We start from the raw sequence: 17197 nt of genomic DNA, 5'->3' as shown, positions 1-17197 counted from the left end.
GTGACAACCACGAATTGCACGAATGGACGCGAATGAAGACGAAGAGTGGGAGCCACGAAAGACGCAGGGGTCACTTCGTTTGAACGTGGCGTTTGTGACTTCTGCTCGCTCGCCCGCTGTCCGAGATGGAAGTGGGCCGGGGTGAGGGGGTTTCTGCTTTCGTTGGAAGTCCGATGGCCGTTGTGCATCGTTGCTGATAGACCGCCAGAACGTAAACGAGAAACTGCCATGCTGCCGACTGATATCGCCCGCTGGACTCGGCGTTCCGCCCTGCAGATTGGCGGGGCGGGGATGCTGGGACTCACGCTCCCCAAACTGATGCAGGCGGAGGAGATCGGTTCACAACATTCCGGGCCGGCGAAGTCGGTGATTTTTCTGTATCAGTTCGGCGGACCGAGCCATCTCGATACGTTCGATCCCAAACCCGATGCACCGCAGGGCATCCGCAGTCAGTACGGGGTGATGGAGACCAGCGCTCCCGGCATCACCATCTGCGACCGACTGCCGCAGATGGCGAAGGTGATGCACAAGGTGACGCTGCTGCGCAGCGTGTACCACACGATGAAGAATCACAATTCCGCGTCGTACTATGCTCTGACGGGGTACGCGCCGCCCGTCGACGACATCCGCTTGCGCGATACGCTGGAGCTGGCCCCGGCGTACGGCTCTGTGGTCGACCGCCTTGCTCCCGTGCAGGACGATCTGCCGTCGTTCGTAGCTTATCCGTACGTCATTCGCGACGGCGAGATCACGCCCGGGCAGCATGCCAGTTTCCTGGGGAAGGCCCATGACCCGCTGCTGGTGAAGACCGATCCGAATGCGCCGGACTTTGCATTGCCGGAGCTGAGCCTGCCGCGATCCGTGACCGCCGGCCGGCTGCAGCAGCGAACCGAGATGCAGCGGCTGATCAATCGCCAAGCCGGGTTGCTCGACTACGCCGCCGCCGCTCGCGGCCTGGACGACTATTACACGCGGGCGATCGGCATGCTGAATTCGCCGCGCGTCCGGCAGGCGTTCGACTTATCCTCAGAACCGGCCGCGGTTCGGGATCGTTACGGGCGGACGACGTACGGGCAAAGTTGTCTGTTGGCCCGCCGGCTCGTCGAGACGGGCGTGAAGTTCGTGAATGTCTACTACGCCGACAGCATCGGCGGACGGCGGCTGGAAGACGGCTGGGATACGCACGGTTTCGACAACACCCGCATGTATCCAATTCTGGAGAAGTATCATCTGCCGCTGCTGGACCAGACGCTGCCGACGCTGATCGAAGACCTCGACGAGCGCGGGCTGCTGGATTCGACGCTGATTGTCTGGATGGGGGAGTTCGGGAGAACGCCGAAGCTGAATGCCAACATCAGCCGGGACCACTGGCCGCAGTGCTATACGGTGCTGCTGGCGGGGGGCGGGGTGAAGCGGGGCTACGTCCATGGGGCGTCAGATCGGGAAGCGGCCTATCCGGATCGAGATCCGGTCCTGCTCGACGACCTGGCGGCGACGATGTATACGGCGCTCGGAATCGACTCCCACACCGAAGTCCGTAACCGGCTCGACCGGCCGCAGCCGATTTCGGCGGGGAAGCCGGTCTGGGACGTGTTCGGCTGAACTCGCGGAATTACGGCGAAGTGAGCGGGAGAGATCCGGAAAGTGAACAGTGAGTATTGAGTAGTGATGAGTGCAAAATGAAGAACCGGTAGGATGGAATTCCATCCCGCACTTTGCGATGGGCACTATTCACGACTCACAGTTCACTCTCTTCCTCCGATCAAACACCGCTTCGTAAGCGCGAGGCGGCTTCCCGGAAGTTGGCCGCTGAGGAAGGCTACCCGACGCGGGTTCCCATCCGTTCGCCGGCGATCGCGCGTTCGATGTTGCCGGGCTTCTGGTAGTTCAGCACGACGATGGGGATGCCGTGCTCCATGCAGTGGTGCATGGCCTGCATGTCCATGACCTGGAGCCCCTGGCGGATAACGTCCTGGTAGGTAATCTCCGAATACCGCATCGCGTGCGGATTCTTGAGGGGGTCTTCCGAATAGATGCCGTCGACGCGAGTCGCCTTGACGACGACATCGGCGTCGATTTCGCGGGCTCGCAGCGCCGCCGCAGTGTCGGTCGTCACGAATGGGCTGCCCGTTCCGGCCGCCAGGATGACGACCCGGCCCTTCTCCAGATGGCGGATGCAGCGGCGGCGGATGAACGGCTCGGCGACCCCTTCCATGCGGATCGCACTCTGCAGCCGGGTGGCGACGCCGAAACTCTCCAGGGCGTCCTGCAGCGCCAGTCCGTTGATGACTGTGGCGAGCATGCCCATGTAGTGGGCCGTCGAAGGAATCACGATGGAGTTTGAGGCGGAGAACTCCTTGCCGCGGAGGATGTTGCCGCCGCCGCAGACGATCGCAAGCTGGACCCCGGTCGCCACGACCCGCTTGATCTGCTCGCAGATGATCGAGACTTCCGACAGGCTGATTCCCGATTCGCCCGGACGACAGAAGCTCTCGCCGCTCAATTTGAGCAGAACTCGCTTGTAGACGGGTGCTCCGGCGGGCATCGAGGCGTCAGGCATGTTTCAACTCGCTTCGTGCAAGGCCGTCGAGCAGGTCAGAATCTCTCGGCCTGGTCCGGGAAATGATTCAGGGGGCGACATCGCCCCCTGAACCGATCATCTGTCAAACGGAATCGTCCACGATGGCGTCCGCAACGCTTCTCAATTGCCGAGAACCCAGCGAATGAAGCCCTTGGCCTTGAGGCCTTTTTCGGCAAGCGCCTGGCTGACGGTCTTGCTGTCATCCTTCGCGAAGAGCTGGTGGACGAGCACGCCCTGCTCGGCAAAGAACGTCTTCATGCGGCCGTCGACAATCTTCTCGACAATGTTCGCCGGCTTGCCGGAGGCGGTTGCTTCCTGCGTCAGCCGATCGCGCTCCGCCGTGACCGTTTCGGCCGGAAGCTCTTCCGGATGGGTTGCTTGCGGACGGAGAGCGGCGACGTGCATGGCGACGTCGCGAAGCACGGCGTCGGCCTTGCCTTCGCCCTGCGCCAGAACGCCGGTCTTGCCGTCGTGATGTGCGTATCCGCCGACCGGTCCGGCGACCTTCAGAATCCGCGCCAGCAGCATCTTCTCGCGAATCTTGTTCTGCACGTCTTCGAGAAGCTGGGCCAGCGTTTTTCCGGGGACGTCCGGAGCCGCCTGGGCGAGCAGCTCGGCGGGGGTCGCGGCGCCGGGACCGTTGAGGAGCTGCTTGACGCATTGATCGGCGAGCAGGACAAAGTCGTCGGCTTTCGCAACCGGGGCCGACTCGCACTGCAGCTCAATCATAGCGCCGGCGCTGCCGTCGTCGGCGACGAGCACGCGGATCAGGCCCTCGGACGTAGCGTTTTCCGCCCGCTTGATGGAGACCTTCTTGCCCCATTCCTTGAGCAGCGAAATTGCCTTGTCCTGGTCGCCGCCGGCCTCGGTCAGAGCCCGCTTGCAATCCATCATGGGCAGGTCGGTCAGATCGCGCAGCGCCTTGACTGTCGCAGCCGAGATCTCGGCCATGAGTCCATCTCCTCGTCGATGTCGTCAAAGAAAGCCGCCGCGGCCGTTATCCCGGTCGCGGCAGCGTGAGTCGTTCAAAGTTGACGCCCCGTTCCTCGGACACGGAGCGTCCGGCAGGGTTCGGCGCTCCCTAGGACAAGGACGGAACGGCCTTGTGCTCGATCTCCTGATCCTTGCCGGAGGCATCCTGCGGCAGGGCGCTGCGACCTTCCTGAATCGCTTCCGTCAGGTGCTTGAGCACCAGTTGAATCGAGCGAATGCTGTCGTCGTTTCCGGGGATCGGCAGATCGATATCGTCCGGATTGCAGTCGGTATCGAGCAGGCCGATGACCTTGATGCCCATCAGGCGGGCTTCGTGGACGGCGTTGTGCTCTTTCCGCGGATCGACGATCACCATCGCTTCCGGAAGGCGGTTCATTTCCCGCAGCCCGTTCAGGTTCCGGAGCATCTTCCGATGCTCACGGATCAGCGAGGACTGCCGCTTCTTCGAGTACGTCTCAATCTCGCCCGAATTGAAGATCCGATCGAGTTCTTCCAGACGCTTCATCCGATTGCGGATCGTCCGGAAGTTGGTGAAGATCCCGCCGAGCCAGCGATAATCGACGTACGGCATGCCGCAGGCGGTCGAGAATTCCTTGATGCTGTCGGAGGCCTGCTTTTTGGTGCCGACGAACAGCACGAGGCTCCCTTGCGAGGCGACCTTCTGCAGGTAGCGTTTGGCTCTCAGGAGACCGCGAACGGTTTCCTTGATATCGATGATGTGGATCAGATTCCGACGACCGTAGATATACGGGCGCATCCGCGGATTCCACCGGCTGGTCCGGTGTCCGTAATGAATTCCCGCTTCCAGAAAGTCTTTCACCACGATCTCGGACACGTCGACGCTCCCATGGCCTGATGCAGTGCAGGCCGATCCTCTCGATGGATTCCTGGCGGATGGCAGAACCTCGCCACTTTCGGAACGCAGGAGGATAACGTTCCGCCGGGCAGTCGTCAAACGTTGGCCGATTTCGTCGTGACGGGGAGGATCAGATTGAACGGCGGCTCCGACAGCCAAGGCGCCGCCGCCCGTTTCACGGGAGGCCCGGGACCAGATGAACGGGACGGGAGGACTTGGCGCAACGCGATATTGAATCAGAGGTTAGCACTGATTGTTGATTTTGCGAACGCGATGCCAAAAAACCACTGGCGTCCTCACTTTTCACGGCGTAGTCTTGCAGAAGCAGGCGTTGCACGGTCGCGTGATCGAGAATTCCCGTCGATGGCCAGAACTCCTGTGATGACAAACTGTTACGGATCGTGCGACGCGCGGTTCGATGTTGTGAAACGGCTGATCTCCGACCGAACTGGCCGGTATTCCGGCAGGGACTTCGACCACTATGGCACGCAAATTTCTTTCCGCTGAAGAAGTCATGTCGCTCTACGGAGTTTCTCCGGAAGGTCTGCAGAGCCTCGTCGCGAATGGAGATCTGCGCCAGTTGATGGATCGGGGGACCGCCAAGTTCCGCCGGGAAGACGTGGAACAACTGGCTTCCGAGGGGAAGTTCTCCGGCGCCGGTGACCGGCAGACGCTGGATTCGTCGATTCTGACGGACGAATCGTCGCACGGGCTGACGCTGGGAGGCGACGATCTGCAATTCCTGGACGTCGACATTGATGAGGACGCGCTGTCCGAGCAGCCGACGATGATCAGCAAGTCGTCTCCCCTGGAAGGCGGATCGGGAAGCGGCCCGGAGCTGCAGAGCTTCGCCACGCCCGCCTCCAGCGGCGACAACGCGATTCTGGAACCGGCCGAGGGGGATCGCAGCGACAGCGACATTCTGGTTCAAGGATCGGAGTCATCGACGAGCTTCGTCGGTTCGGGGAGCATGCTGGATTTCGGCTCCAGCACGGAAATGGCTCCGCCGCAGGAAACGGGCGTGACCGAGGAAGAGGACGACAGCCTGACCCTCGCCACGGACGAAAGTACGCTTCACAGCGGATCGAGCAGCATTTTCGAGGGGGGCGAGTCGTCGGTGATGGCAGCGCCAGGTTCGGAGAGCGGGTTGTCGCTGTCCAGCACGGTCGGCCCCACCCTCGACCCCGGCGAGAGCGGAATTTCGCTGACGAAGGACGACAGCGGATTGTCGCTGACGGCCGGGGACAGCGGAATTTCCATGTCCCCCGGGGACAGCGGCATCGCCCTGGATCACTCGTCGAAGACGGAATACGAACTGGCGCCGTCGCCATCGAGCGAGATTCTGCTCGGCGATGAACTGCACAGCGAGCAGACGCTGGAGCTCGAACTCAACGATGAGGACGAGGACGTGATGGGCTTCCTGCAGCCCCCCAGCGGCAAGTCGGCTCCGGCGAAATCGGGGTCCCTGTCGGATCAGTTTGCCACCGGCAGCGATTCGGTCCAGGACCTGGACATCGTGGATGAACTCGACGGAGCGTCGGGAAGCAGCGCCGAACTGATTGAAGCGATTTCGGACGACGACGGCGTCGACGAGCTGGAAGAAGTGTTCGAAGCCAGCGACGAATCGTTTGGCGAAGCCGAGACCTTCGACGACGAATTCGCTCCGGTCGCGGCCAAGTCGCGCGGTCCCCGCGAACCATCCTGGGGGATCGGTTCCGTAGTCGGTCTGGCGGCTGCGTCGTTGATCCTGGCGGTCAACGGCTGGATGGCCTATGAAGGGGTCGCCACGATGTGGACCGGAGACGAGACGTCCGGGATTGCGTCATCGATCATCAGCAGCATCGCAGGGCTTTACTAATCGACCTTCGATGGTGACGCGTGCGCGGTGCGTTGCTGAGCGGGAGCCTTGCGGTACTGGTCGAGCTGTCGCGGACTGAGTACGGTGCGGAATCCGCAGTGGAACGTGCCGGTCGTCAGGTCTCCTTTCATGCGAGCCGCCACGCGGTAGCCGATGCAGTAGTTGTCGCTGCACATGAACGACCCGCCGCGCTGGACCCGTTTGGGAATCGTCGGCTCCAGGGGATCAACGCTGGAAACGGGGCCGACGGGATTGCGATCAGGGCTGTTCCGGTAGTAGTCCGGTCGGTACCAGTCGCTGCACCACTCCCAGACATTGCCGGAAAGGTCATAGAGGCCGTACGCGTTGGGGGGAAAGGTCTTGACGGGCGAGCTCTCGCGGAATCCGTCGTCAGCCCGGTTTTCGAGGGGAAATTCTCCCTGCCAGATATTGCCGGCCCACTTTCCTGCGGGCTGCAGATCGTTCCCCCACGGGTACTCGCCGTCTTTCAATCCGCCTCGGGCGGCATATTCCCACTCTGCTTCCGTCGGGAGTCGCTTGCCCGCCCAGCGGCAATAGGCAATTGCGTCGTCCCAGGCGACGTGAACGACCGGGTGATCCATGCGAGCATCAATGCTGGAATCCGGACCTTCGGGATGACGCCAACTGGCTCCTTTGATGTAAGTCCAGACCTGGTAGGGCCAGAGCGGATGATCTTTTCGGAGGGTCTTCGGGTCGAACTTCGAGTTGAAGCAGATCGCCCCCGGGACCAGGTTCTCGGCGGGGATGTCCGCCGGATTGATTCCGGCCTGACTGGCGACTTCGTTCCGGTCCGGGGCCTTCTCGGCGACGGTGACGTAGCCGGTGGCATTGACGAACGCCTCAAACTGGCGGTTCGTCAACTCGGTCTCGTCCATCCAGAATCCATCCAGAGTGACCTCGTGGGCCGGAAACTCGTCGGGGAACTTCGGATTGTCGCTCCCCATCAGGAATGTCCCCCCCGGAATCCAGCACATGCCGGGGGGCGCTGGTTCGGGCTCTTCGACGATCAGCTCGTCGGAGGGCTCGCTGATTGCGGCTGCTGACGGCGGGGCCGTCACCGTCGGGGGGAGACTTCCGTGTTCCGACTGGCTGCATCCGAGGCAGACCAGTCCCGCCCCCAGAATGGCGGCTGAGCGAATATTCATGGCGACACCTCAACGAAAGACGGCCGTTGCCGAGGGGGGGGCGGCGTTCCTTTCAGGCTACACCGCACGGCCAGTCCGCTCCACGGTTCCGCCCGAAGCCGACTATGCGGGTGTAGCCGGTCGTTCCGGTGGCAGAGTCGCCGGCTTGGCGCACCATTCGCGTCGTACGACCAGGAGTCCGAAGTCATCGAGGATCGAGTAGATCACCGGAATGGCCAGGAGGGTCAGCAGGAGCGACAGAGTCTGCCCGCCGACGGCGACGACCGCGATTGACCGTCGTTCTTCCGCCCCCGGCCCCGTCGCCAGCAACAGCGGCAGCAGGCCGGCGACGAACGAGATGACGGTCATCAGAATGGGTCGAAGCCGGTCGCGGTTCGCCTGCAGGATCGCCTCGGTCCGCTCCATTCCCTTGTCCTGCCGCAGGTGGTTCGTGTGATCGATCTGCAGAATCGAAGCTTTCTTCACGACGCCGAACAGCACCAGGATGCCGAGGGCCGAGTACAGATTGAGCGATTCGCCGCCGATGTAAAGACTCCAGAGTCCGAATGGCACGGCCAGCGGGAGCGACAGCAGAATCGTGATCGGATGCACGAGATGCTCGTACTGGGCCGCCAGGACGATGTACATGAAGACGAACGACAGGACGATGGTCCAGCCGAAGTCCTGGAGAGTTCGTTCGAGCTCGCGTCCGCGTCCCATGACGCGGGTGCCGAATCCCGCCGGCAGTCCCAGTTCGGCAGTCGCCGCCTGGACGGCCGAGATGCGATCGCCGAGAGAATAGCCCTGCTGGATGTTGGCCCGGACGGCGACCATCCGCTGGCGATCCAGGCGGTCGATCCGAGCCTGGGCTTCCCCGTACTCGAATTCCACGACGTTGTCGATGCGGGTCAGCGCCGTCCCTTCAGCGGTGGCGCCGGCCGAGACCGCGCCGCCGGCGCCGCGGACAAATAATTGAGAAATGGCCTGCGGATCTTTGCGGTCGAGGCCGACGAGTCGCAATTCGACGTCAAAGGCGTCGTCGACGGATATGTCGCGATAGCGGGAGACCCGATCGTCGCCGCCGACGGCGATTCGCAGCGTATCGGCAATTTCGCGAACGTCGACGCCCAGCGACGCCGCCCGTTCGCGGTCGATATGCACCCGCCATTCGGGTTTGTCGAGCCGCAGAGTGGTGTCGACGTCGACGATCCCGGGGATCTCGACGACTTTTTCCCGCAGTTTTTCGGAGAACTCGGCGAGCTGTTGAATATTGGCCGCGGTCAGCGAGAAGTCGATGTCGACCGGCGCTCCCTGGCGGAGCGAGGTCAGGTTGCGAACCGAGACGCGGCAGTCCTTCAGATCGCGGAGCCGGCTGCGGATTTCCTGCATCTTGGACTGCTGGGTGAAGTTGCCTTCCCAGGCGGCTCCCGGATTCCCTTTCAGCAGCCCGGCCCACAATCGCCCGAAGGAGAATGTCCGACCTTCGATGTCGGACAGGCGAACGTAGCATTCCCCGCGGTTAACGCCGCCGAACCCGCGCGTCCCCACAGTTGCCAGGACGTGCTGGACGCCGTCGATCGACTGGATCTGACCTTCGACGAACTGCATGGTGGCGTCCATTGCGCTCAACGTGGCCCCTTCTTTGGCCTGTACGCCGACTTCGAACTCGGATTCGTCCACGTTGGTCGGAATATAGTCCTGGCTGACCATCTGGTAGAGCGGCCAGTTGAGACCGATGACGCCGATGCAGAGCAACAGGACCAGCCACCGGAATTTCAGGGACCACCGGAGCAGCCACATGTAACTGCCTTCCATCATTCCGTACAGGCCGCGGCGGGAAGATGGGGAGTGCGACGGATCGCGGTCCGTGCTGCGCAGCAGCCGGCTGCACATCATGGGCGTCAGCGTGAAGCTGACGAGCATCGAAACCAGGATCGCCACCGTCGCTGTAATGCCGAACTGAAACAGCATTCTCCCGGTGACGCTCGACAGGAACGAGACCGGGAGAAAAACGATGACCAGCGAGATCGTCGTCGTCAGCACCGCCATACCGATTTCGCGCGTTCCGTGAATGGCGGCATCCCGCGGCGACATCTGATGCTCTTCAAGAAATCGGAAAACATTCTCCAGGACGACGATGGCGTCGTCGATCACCACGCCGACCATCAGCACCAGTGCGAGCATGGTGACGTTGTTGAGCGTGAAATCGAACGCCCGCATGAAGGCGAAAGTGGCGATGACCGAGGCGGGAATCGCCACGGCCGCAATCAGCGTCGACCGCCACGAGCCCATGAAGAACAGGACGACGATGCTCGCCAGCAGACTGCCGGAGATCAGATGGCCCTGAATTTCGTGGAGGGCGGCGACGATGTACCGGGACTGATCTTGAATGACGGAGACTTCGACCTCTTTCGGCAGAAGCTCCCGGCAGCGCGGCAGCCGCTGCTTGATCCCCTCGATCACTTCGACCGTGTTCGTCCCGGATTGCCGCTGAACCTGCAGTACGACGGCGGGCTGACCGTCGAGCCGGGCCAGCGTCCGGACTTCTTTCTGGCCGTCCTCCACCGTCCCCAGGTCGCCGAGCGTGATCCGCCGGCCGCCGACGGTTTCGACCACAATCTCGTCGAAATCGCGGGCTTTTTCGACGCGACCGAGCGTGCGGAGATTGAGTTCGCGGAGCCCCGCGTCGACCCGGCCGCCGGGAACTTCGGCGTTCTGTCGCGCGAGCGCGTCCCGGACCTGCATGATCGACAGTCCGTAGGCGGCGAGCCGCTGCGAGTCGACATTCACCTGCACGGCGCGTTCGGCGGCGCCGACGATCGTCACCTGCCCGACTCCCGGCGCGGATTCGATGACGTTCTTGACGAAACGATCCGCCAACAGATACAGCTCGCGGCTGTCGCGTTGACCGGAGACCGCCAGCGTCAGAATGGGCGAGGAGTCGGTGTCCTGTTTGCGGACGATCGGGGGATCAATTTCGGGGGGGAGACGATTGAGGACGCTGCCAACAGCATCTCGCACATCCTGAACCGCGGCGTCCAGCTCGCGGTTCAGCGTGAAGGTGACGATGACAATTGCGCTCCCTTCGGAGGAAATCGAACGCAATTCGTCGATGCCCGCGACCGTCGCAATTGCGTCTTCGAGGATTTGCGTGACTTCCGATTCCACTTCCTCGGGCGAAGCGCCGGGATAGACCGCCCGCACGTACATGGTCGGCAGATCCATGTTCGGAAAGCGGTCGACGCCAAGCTGGGGGTAGGCCGCGATGCCCGACACAACCAGCGCCATGATAATCATGATGGCGAGCACCGGGCGTTTGACGCAGACTTCGGCCAGCCACTGCATGATTCACTCTCCTGTCGCGGCTCAGCGGAGCCCATCCTGAGTCTGACGGATTTACTCGCTACGGACTGGCGTTGCGTCGGTCTCCTCGACATCGCCGCCCGCGGGGCCGGCATTTGCGGAGTCGTTCCGGATGGCCTGCAGCTTCTGGGGAAGGTCCAGGGTGACTCGTTTCCCGACATCGACTTTGCCTGCTCGAGCTGTGCCCGCCTGCACGACAATTTCGTCGCCCGACTTGATGCCATCCAGAATCTCGACCAGCGTTCCCTGCAATTGACCGGTCCGGACGGCGACTTCCGAGACCTCGCCATCGACCAGCTTCCAGACGCGTTCGACCCCGGCAAACTCGGTGATGGAAGATCGCGGGACCGCCAGGACAGGCGATTCCGGATTGACGACCACATCGGCAATTGCGAACAGCCCCGCCCGCAGGCGGTTGTCGGGATTGGGCAGATCTGCTTCAAAGGTCAGCGAACGGGTCTGCTGATCGAGCTCGGGACTGATGCGGGAAATCCGCCCGACCCGCGGCTGCGCTTCTCCCTCCAGTTGAACTTCCACGGACTGACCAACCTGCAACTGCAGGGCGAACCGCTCCGGCACCTGCCCGCGAAAACGGACCGGGTCAATCCGTACGAGCGTGGCGACGGGTTGCCCCACGGCGACATAGGTTCCCGGCGCAGCGTGCCGCTGCTGAATCAAACCATCGAACGGCGCGGTCACCGTGGCGTCCGCGAGCTGCTGGCGGGCGAAGTCCAGCTCCGCCCGACGGAGTGCGATTGTCGCGAGCCGCTCCTCAACGGCGTTGAGCGAAGAGGCATAGCGAGCATCCGCGACGTCGACAGCGGCCTGAAGCTGATCGGTTTCCGCCTGCGTAATTGCTCCCTGCTGGCGAAGCTGCAGGGCCCGCTGCAGTTGCCCCCGGGCATCTTCCAGCATCGCCTTTTCCTGACGGACCGGCGGAGAGTTTTCCTTGTTGAGCTTGTCCGTGGAGTCGGTCGGCTTCAGGCCGACCGCCGCGCAGGCCTGGGCCAGTGTCGCTTCGGCTTGTGCCACGCGGGTTTCCAGATCGCTCTGGTCCATCCGAGCCAGCGTGCTCCCCGATTTGACGGAATCGCCCAGTTCAATGTGAGACTCGGCAATACGCCCGGGAACTTTGGCGCCGACCACGGAGTATTCGTCCGCCGCCAGGCTGCCCTGGGCCCGGACGGTCCGCCGCCACGGCTGCACTGCGACTTCGAGGACGTCAACCTTCGGCAAAGGACCGCTGGCAGCCTTTGGCTGCGCAGGCTCCTTGGGGCCGGGTGTATGTCCGCATCCCGACACCGCCCATGTCACGACAATGCTTAGCGCAGCGAAGGATACGGGCCGCAGGCGAGACCGTCGTGCAGGTGGGTGCAGCATGGAGTGAGCTTCAGCGGAGGGAAAAAGCCGGCAGGTCGCGGAAACACGCGCAGGTCAACCTTTATCAGACTCGCTGGCGGTCCGACCTGTCAATTCCGAACCGGCAATCGGAACTCGATTCGGCGGCTGGAGAGTGTCGGGCGCGCCGTGTTACGATGCCCGCGTCAGGTTTCAGAATCACATTGACGAGTGGAGTTCGTGTTTCATGATGGTGCAGCGGCGACAACTGATCTGCGGGGTGATTGCAACCGTTCTGGCGGGATGCGGCGACGGTCGCCCGGCGGTCGATCCGCCAGTCCCGACAGCATCTTCAGCGCCAGCAGCCGGTCGAGCGGGCGAAGCTTCTGAGAAAGTTTTATCGGCGCCGCAGGAGCGCCGGTTCGGCGGGATTCGAATGACGGTGCCGGCCGGCTGGGAAGAAGTGCCGCTGAAGAGCGACATGCTGCTGGCCGAATACAAACTCGAGGGAGACGCGGGTCCCGGACGGCTGACGCTGTCGACGGCGGGGGGCGGGGTCGAGGCCAATATTTCCCGGTGGCGTGGACAGTTCACTCCCGGCGAGGGCGATCCGTCCCCTGCGGAAAGTTCGGTGACGGTCGATGGTCACGAGGCCGCCGTTGTGGAACTGTTCGGCAGTTTTCAGGACGGCTTCGGCGGCGGCGGAGTCAAGCCGGGCTGGGCCATGCTGGGCGTGGTGCTGCCGCTCAAGCAGGCCAACTTCTTCTGCAAGCTGACCGGACCGCGGGCCACGATCGAGGCCCAAAAAGAAGCGGTGCTGGAGTTCGTGAAATCGGCGAAGTTTGAGGACTGAAGAGTCGGGCTTCGGGCTTCGGGCTTTGCAGTGAAATGCGAAGTCCTTACGCGGCGCGGCGGTCGCCGGCGCTCAGCGGCAGCGCTGCCGGGGCTTCGACGTTCCAAGTCCGGCGGATGGCGTAGTTGGGCATGCCGCGGACTTCGAAGAAGATCCGGCTGCACATTTCGCCGAGCATCCCCATGAAGAAAAACTGCACGCCCAGCATGGCGGAGAGGCAGGTCAGCAGCAGCAGCGGATTGCCGGTCATGTCCACGCCGCTGGCGAGCTTCATCCAGAGAGTCCCGACACCGGCCAGCGACGCAACCAGGCCGCAGACCAGTCCGATCATGCCGAAGAGCTTCATCGGGCTGACGACGTACTGAATCAGGTACTTCACCGTCATCAGATCGAGGATCACCCGGGTGGTGCGGGAAATGCCGTACTTCGACTGGCCGAAACGGCGCGGGTGATGATTGGTGACGACTTCGACGCAGCGGGCTCCGCGCCAGTGGGCGAGGATGGGGATGAAGCGGTGCATCTCGCCGTAGAGCTGCAGTTCCTGGGCGATCTCGGTCCGAACCGCTTTCAGCGTGCAACCGAGGTCGTGAACCGGAAATCCGGTGACCTTCGAGATGATCCAGTTGGCGACCTTCGACGGAAGCTTGCGATTGATGAACGTGTCCTGACGGTTTTTCCGCCAGCCGTGGACGAGGTCGTAACCCTCGTCGATCTTATCGAGCATCATCGGGATGTCGGTCGGATCATTCTGGAGATCGCCGTCGAGCAGGACGGTGACTTCGTACGAAGCGGCCTGAATCCCGGCCTGCATGGCGGCAGTCTGGCCGTAATTCCGGCGGAATTCGAGGACTTTGACGCAGGGATCGGCCTGGGCCAGCCGTTCCAGGGCGGCGTTTGAGCCATCCTTCGAACCGTCATTGACCAGAATCAGTTCATACGGGCGCCCCAACTGCTGCATGACGTCGGAGACGGCGCGATGCAGCAGGGGAATATTCTCGACTTCGTTGTAGATCGGCACGACCACCGAAACGGACATCGCAGCATCCCTGCAGAGCATGACTGGCGAGCGGACCGCAGATTCCCTCCCCGGACTCCGCTCGGGCTGCGGAGTCTCCCAGATCGCCGGAACGAGGTAAATAGCTTTTGGACGGAGAGTTGCGGTGGCAGCGGAGGGCGCATGGCGGTCAGGCCGCGATGCTTTTTCGAGGGAATTGGCGCGATCGCACGGCTGGCGCCGACTTAGCACAGCATCCTCCGACAGACCTCGAAGCTGTCCCTGGCGACTGGATGACTGCACGTCCGATCTGGCCAGAAGCCACCAAAACATCGCGGACCTCCCAGTTTTCCGATTCCTCCGATTATGCAGCCACAGACCGCATGGTTAATAAGGCTGGCAGGCGACAGGGGGGGGCTACGGAATTCCTGCCGGATCTTGCCGGCCGCCTCTGAGCTGCCCGGCATCGGACAGCAGAGTCGAGCGAGAACATTGAGGGCGACGAAAATGTTTCAGCGCCACAAGTTTCTGATGATCGTCGGCCCGGGGGGCTCTGCTGGCGGCCAACGCGGCGTTCGGCAAGATCGTCATCGAAAACGTACCCGCTCTGTTTCCGGGAATTGACCAGTACGCAATGTTGACAGGAAGTCAGCCGGCGACGGGGGTGCTGAAACTGACTAACAACACCAGAACTCACCGAATCGTGATTGTCGGTCGTGCAAAGGTGGGAAATCTCTCGGGACGTTGCCAGAAATTCCAGGATGTCGGGGTGTCGGGACTCCCCCTCCAGATTCTTTCAGACATTTACTGCGTCGCCAGGAACGGATGCGCGGTCGACACCGGAGTTGCCACGAGTTACCGGATGGATGTCTGAAGCGAGATTCCGAGGACGCGGGATCGATTTCCGGGTGGAACGTCTCTCACGGCGGGGCGAGCGTAAAGCCTTTCAAGTCAATACTTGCGCTCTCGCGGCTCATGAATGCAGTGAACGTTTCGAGACGTTATGACTCATGGGATGCACTGTCTACGTGCCAGCAATGCGCATCGTTCACAGAGCCATACTAAACGCAATTTGCCCGCCACTCCCATTTTAGTGATTCTACCGATTGTGGTGAATCTGCCGCGTTGTAGGATGCGAGGCAGACAAGATGGCTTGTGGTTAGCGGGGAGTGCAACGGAATTGCCCCGCAGGTCACCGCCAGGCTGTTCGGTGTCGAGCAGTCAAGTCCCGTTGGTTTCAGGGAAAGGGCCAAAGACATGTTGCAGAACTGGAAAGTCGCCGCAGCGATCGTGGCAGTGCTGACCGTGGGGGCTGCCGTCGCGGAGGCAAAGATCTACTGCGAGTCCTACTGGATCGAATTGCCGGGAGTCGATCGGTACGGAAATTTGAGCTGGTGCGGGCACCTGACCGGGGGCGGGATCGTCAAGACGTGTTACAACACAAGAACGCGTTGCATGACTGCCACGGTTCGCGGGCAGGTCACGAATGAATCGTGCCGCGCCCAGTGTTACACGGACATTGTGGACGCTTACCAGACGATGAATTCCTATAGCGGCTGCATCGTCAAGTCCAGGTACTTTGTGACCAGGGGGGGGAGCGCCACGGGCTGCGCTTCGTTGAAAAACTGCATGTCCGGGCCGCCGGCATAGCCTGCTGTCGCGTCATGATTGGACAGACGCGGAGGATCGGCGACAAACGCCGCCGATCCTCCGTTTTCAGTCAGAAAGGCGGTCCAATGGCAGCCCGGAAGCGGCCCGGATTCACATTGATTGAATTGCTCGCCGTGATGGCGATCGTCGCGGTGCTGGCGGGGCTGCTGGTCCCCGCGGTTCAGCAGGCGCGGGAAGCGGCCCGACGGTCACAGTGTCAGAACCAATTGCGGCAGCTTGGCCTGGCGCTGCACAACTACCACGACGCACACCGTGTCCTGCCGCCCGGCGCCCTGGTGATCGGCCCTTCGTTTCGGACGTTTTCCGGCTGGGGCTGGGGGGCGATGATCCTGCCGCAGCTCGATCAGTCGTCGCTGTATGCCCGGATCGATTTTAACCTGGGAACAGCGGTCGGCTCCAACCGGGCGGTGATCTCGTCACAAGTGTCGGTCTGGCGCTGTCCGTCGGACTCGCAGCCCGACCTGGTGACGGTATCGATTCCAGGTCACGCGGACACAGCGATTGCTACCGGCAATGCGGTCGGCAGCCAGGGAGTGCTGTCGGCGCTGTCGAGCGTGAAATTTGCCGAGATCACAGACGGGCTTTCGCAGACTTTGCTGCTGGGTGAGCGGATTCATATCCCTTCCGTCGCCGGCAGTCTGACAGTCACGTCTTCGTGGTGCGGCTTCATTGCGGAATCAGACCATTATATCTTCGCCTCATCACCGTACGTCGAAGCCTCCGGGCTCTGGCCGATCAATCGCTCGCTAACCTCCCCGAGCAGCTTCAGCAGTCGCCATGCCGGCGGGGCGAACTTCTGTTTTGCCGACGGTTCGGCGCGGCTTCTCAGCGAATCCATCGACATGCGCGTGCTGGAAGCGCTGGGGACGCCCGGCGGAGGCGAGACAGTCGAATTCTGAGGCCAGTTCGTCCGCTTCGGGCGGCGGCCAATGCGACGTGAGACCCTGCCGATGAGCGACCTTTTGAGATTGCAGCGAATTCTGGCATTGGCCGGCCTGTGTACATTCCTCGGTTGCGGAGCCGCGTCGCAGGTCGACGAGGCGGCCCGGTTTGACCGCCAGGTCGAGACGGAATGGAAGGTGAAGTGGCCGTGGGTCGACGCGCTGCCGTTCTTTGATCGCGGCGGTCGGTACATGGATCTGGACACGGAAGACACAGCAGCCGCGAAGTTCGACCGACCGCACGTGGCGCCATTGCTGAAGGCGCTCGGCGAGGAGTTTGAACTGCACTGGCACGCGATGGTCCAGCCAGAGCAGCGGGATCTGGCGCTCGCGATTCTGGCCGAATTGCCGTCCGATCCGACGTTGCCGGATCGAATCCAGGCCGCGATCGAGCGTCATCAGCAGGCATTTCCGGGGGCAATCCTGGTTCAGCGGGGACATCGCTGGTTGTCGCTGGACTTTCTGACTCCCGAGCAAGAAGCATTTCTGGAAGAGAAAGACGCCCCCCCTTCCAATTGACGCGAATCGGGGAGATCAGGGCTGCGGCGGACTGCAGCAGCGGGTCCAGCAATGCACCGCCACTGCGCAGGCAGCAGATGAGCGC

The 17197-nt window shown here is 62.4% G+C and carries 13 protein-coding genes; 6 read left to right on the top strand and 7 right to left on the bottom strand.

Annotation, left to right across the window (positions count from 1 at the left end):
* Positions 1-228: 228 nt before the first annotated feature.
* Positions 229-1602 carry a DUF1501 domain-containing protein gene (locus SH412_RS03735; protein WP_336522170.1) on the top strand — a complete coding sequence of 458 codons (1374 nt, stop codon included), beginning with the start codon at positions 229-231 and terminating at the stop codon, positions 1600-1602.
* 217 nt (positions 1603-1819) lie between these two features.
* Here SH412_RS03735 and pyrH read toward each other — a convergent pair whose 3' ends face one another.
* The 3 genes from pyrH to rpsB form a co-directional block, all read right to left on the bottom strand.
* Positions 1820-2560, bottom strand: a complete 741-nt coding sequence (pyrH, locus tag SH412_RS03730) for a UMP kinase (RefSeq protein ID WP_336522169.1) — start codon at positions 2558-2560, stop codon at positions 1820-1822.
* A 141-nt stretch (positions 2561-2701) separates the two neighbouring features.
* On the bottom strand, positions 2702-3532 hold the full coding sequence (tsf, locus tag SH412_RS03725) for a translation elongation factor Ts (RefSeq protein WP_336522168.1): 831 nt from the start codon (positions 3530-3532) through the stop codon (positions 2702-2704).
* Between the two features lie 130 nt (positions 3533-3662).
* Positions 3663-4409 carry a 30S ribosomal protein S2 gene (gene rpsB, locus SH412_RS03720; protein WP_336522167.1) on the bottom strand — a complete coding sequence of 249 codons (747 nt, stop codon included), beginning with the start codon at positions 4407-4409 and terminating at the stop codon, positions 3663-3665.
* Positions 4410-4911: 502 nt separating this feature from the next.
* Here rpsB and SH412_RS03715 point away from each other — a divergent pair.
* Complete coding sequence (locus SH412_RS03715) at positions 4912-6288, top strand: helix-turn-helix domain-containing protein (RefSeq protein WP_336522166.1); 1377 nt, start codon at positions 4912-4914, stop codon at positions 6286-6288.
* Here SH412_RS03715 and SH412_RS03710 read toward each other — a convergent pair.
* The 3 genes from SH412_RS03710 to SH412_RS03700 all read right to left on the bottom strand — a co-directional run bounded on the left by SH412_RS03710 (position 6285) and on the right by SH412_RS03700 (position 12032).
* On the bottom strand, positions 6285-7454 hold the full coding sequence (locus SH412_RS03710; protein ID WP_336522165.1) for a formylglycine-generating enzyme family protein: 1170 nt from the start codon (positions 7452-7454) through the stop codon (positions 6285-6287). The genes SH412_RS03715 and SH412_RS03710 overlap by 4 nt on opposite strands.
* 102 nt (positions 7455-7556) lie before the next feature.
* Positions 7557-10778, bottom strand: coding sequence for an efflux RND transporter permease subunit (locus tag SH412_RS03705; protein WP_336522164.1), 3222 nt, complete (start codon positions 10776-10778; stop codon positions 7557-7559).
* 51 nt (positions 10779-10829) lie between these two features.
* Positions 10830-12032: an efflux RND transporter periplasmic adaptor subunit gene (locus tag SH412_RS03700; RefSeq protein ID WP_336522163.1), complete on the bottom strand. Its 1203-nt coding sequence runs from the start codon at positions 12030-12032 to the stop codon at positions 10830-10832.
* Between the two features lie 349 nt (positions 12033-12381).
* Between SH412_RS03700 and SH412_RS03695 the strand changes: the two genes are divergently transcribed.
* Positions 12382-12987, top strand: coding sequence for a hypothetical protein (locus SH412_RS03695; RefSeq protein WP_336522162.1), 606 nt, complete (start codon positions 12382-12384; stop codon positions 12985-12987).
* Between the two features lie 46 nt (positions 12988-13033).
* On the opposite strand, the gene SH412_RS03690 is transcribed toward SH412_RS03695, so the two are convergent.
* Positions 13034-14023 carry a glycosyltransferase family 2 protein gene (locus SH412_RS03690; RefSeq protein WP_336522161.1) on the bottom strand — a complete coding sequence of 330 codons (990 nt, stop codon included), beginning with the start codon at positions 14021-14023 and terminating at the stop codon, positions 13034-13036.
* A gap of 1215 nt (positions 14024-15238) precedes the next feature.
* Between SH412_RS03690 and SH412_RS03685 the strand changes: the two genes are divergently transcribed.
* The 3 genes from SH412_RS03685 to SH412_RS03675 all read left to right on the top strand — a co-directional run bounded on the left by SH412_RS03685 (position 15239) and on the right by SH412_RS03675 (position 17112).
* Positions 15239-15631, top strand: coding sequence for a hypothetical protein (locus tag SH412_RS03685; RefSeq protein ID WP_336522160.1), 393 nt, complete (start codon positions 15239-15241; stop codon positions 15629-15631).
* Between the two features lie 86 nt (positions 15632-15717).
* Positions 15718-16551: a DUF1559 family PulG-like putative transporter gene (locus tag SH412_RS03680; protein WP_336522159.1), complete on the top strand. Its 834-nt coding sequence runs from the start codon at positions 15718-15720 to the stop codon at positions 16549-16551.
* A 30-nt stretch (positions 16552-16581) separates the two neighbouring features.
* Positions 16582-17112: a hypothetical protein gene (locus tag SH412_RS03675; protein WP_336522158.1), complete on the top strand. Its 531-nt coding sequence runs from the start codon at positions 16582-16584 to the stop codon at positions 17110-17112.
* Positions 17113-17197 lie beyond the last annotated feature (85 nt).

Source organism: Planctellipticum variicoloris (assembly GCF_030622045.1).
In the GTDB taxonomy this organism is placed as follows: Bacteria; Planctomycetota; Planctomycetia; order Planctomycetales; family Planctomycetaceae; genus Planctellipticum; species Planctellipticum variicoloris.
This window is presented reverse-complemented; position numbering and strand designations above follow the sequence as displayed.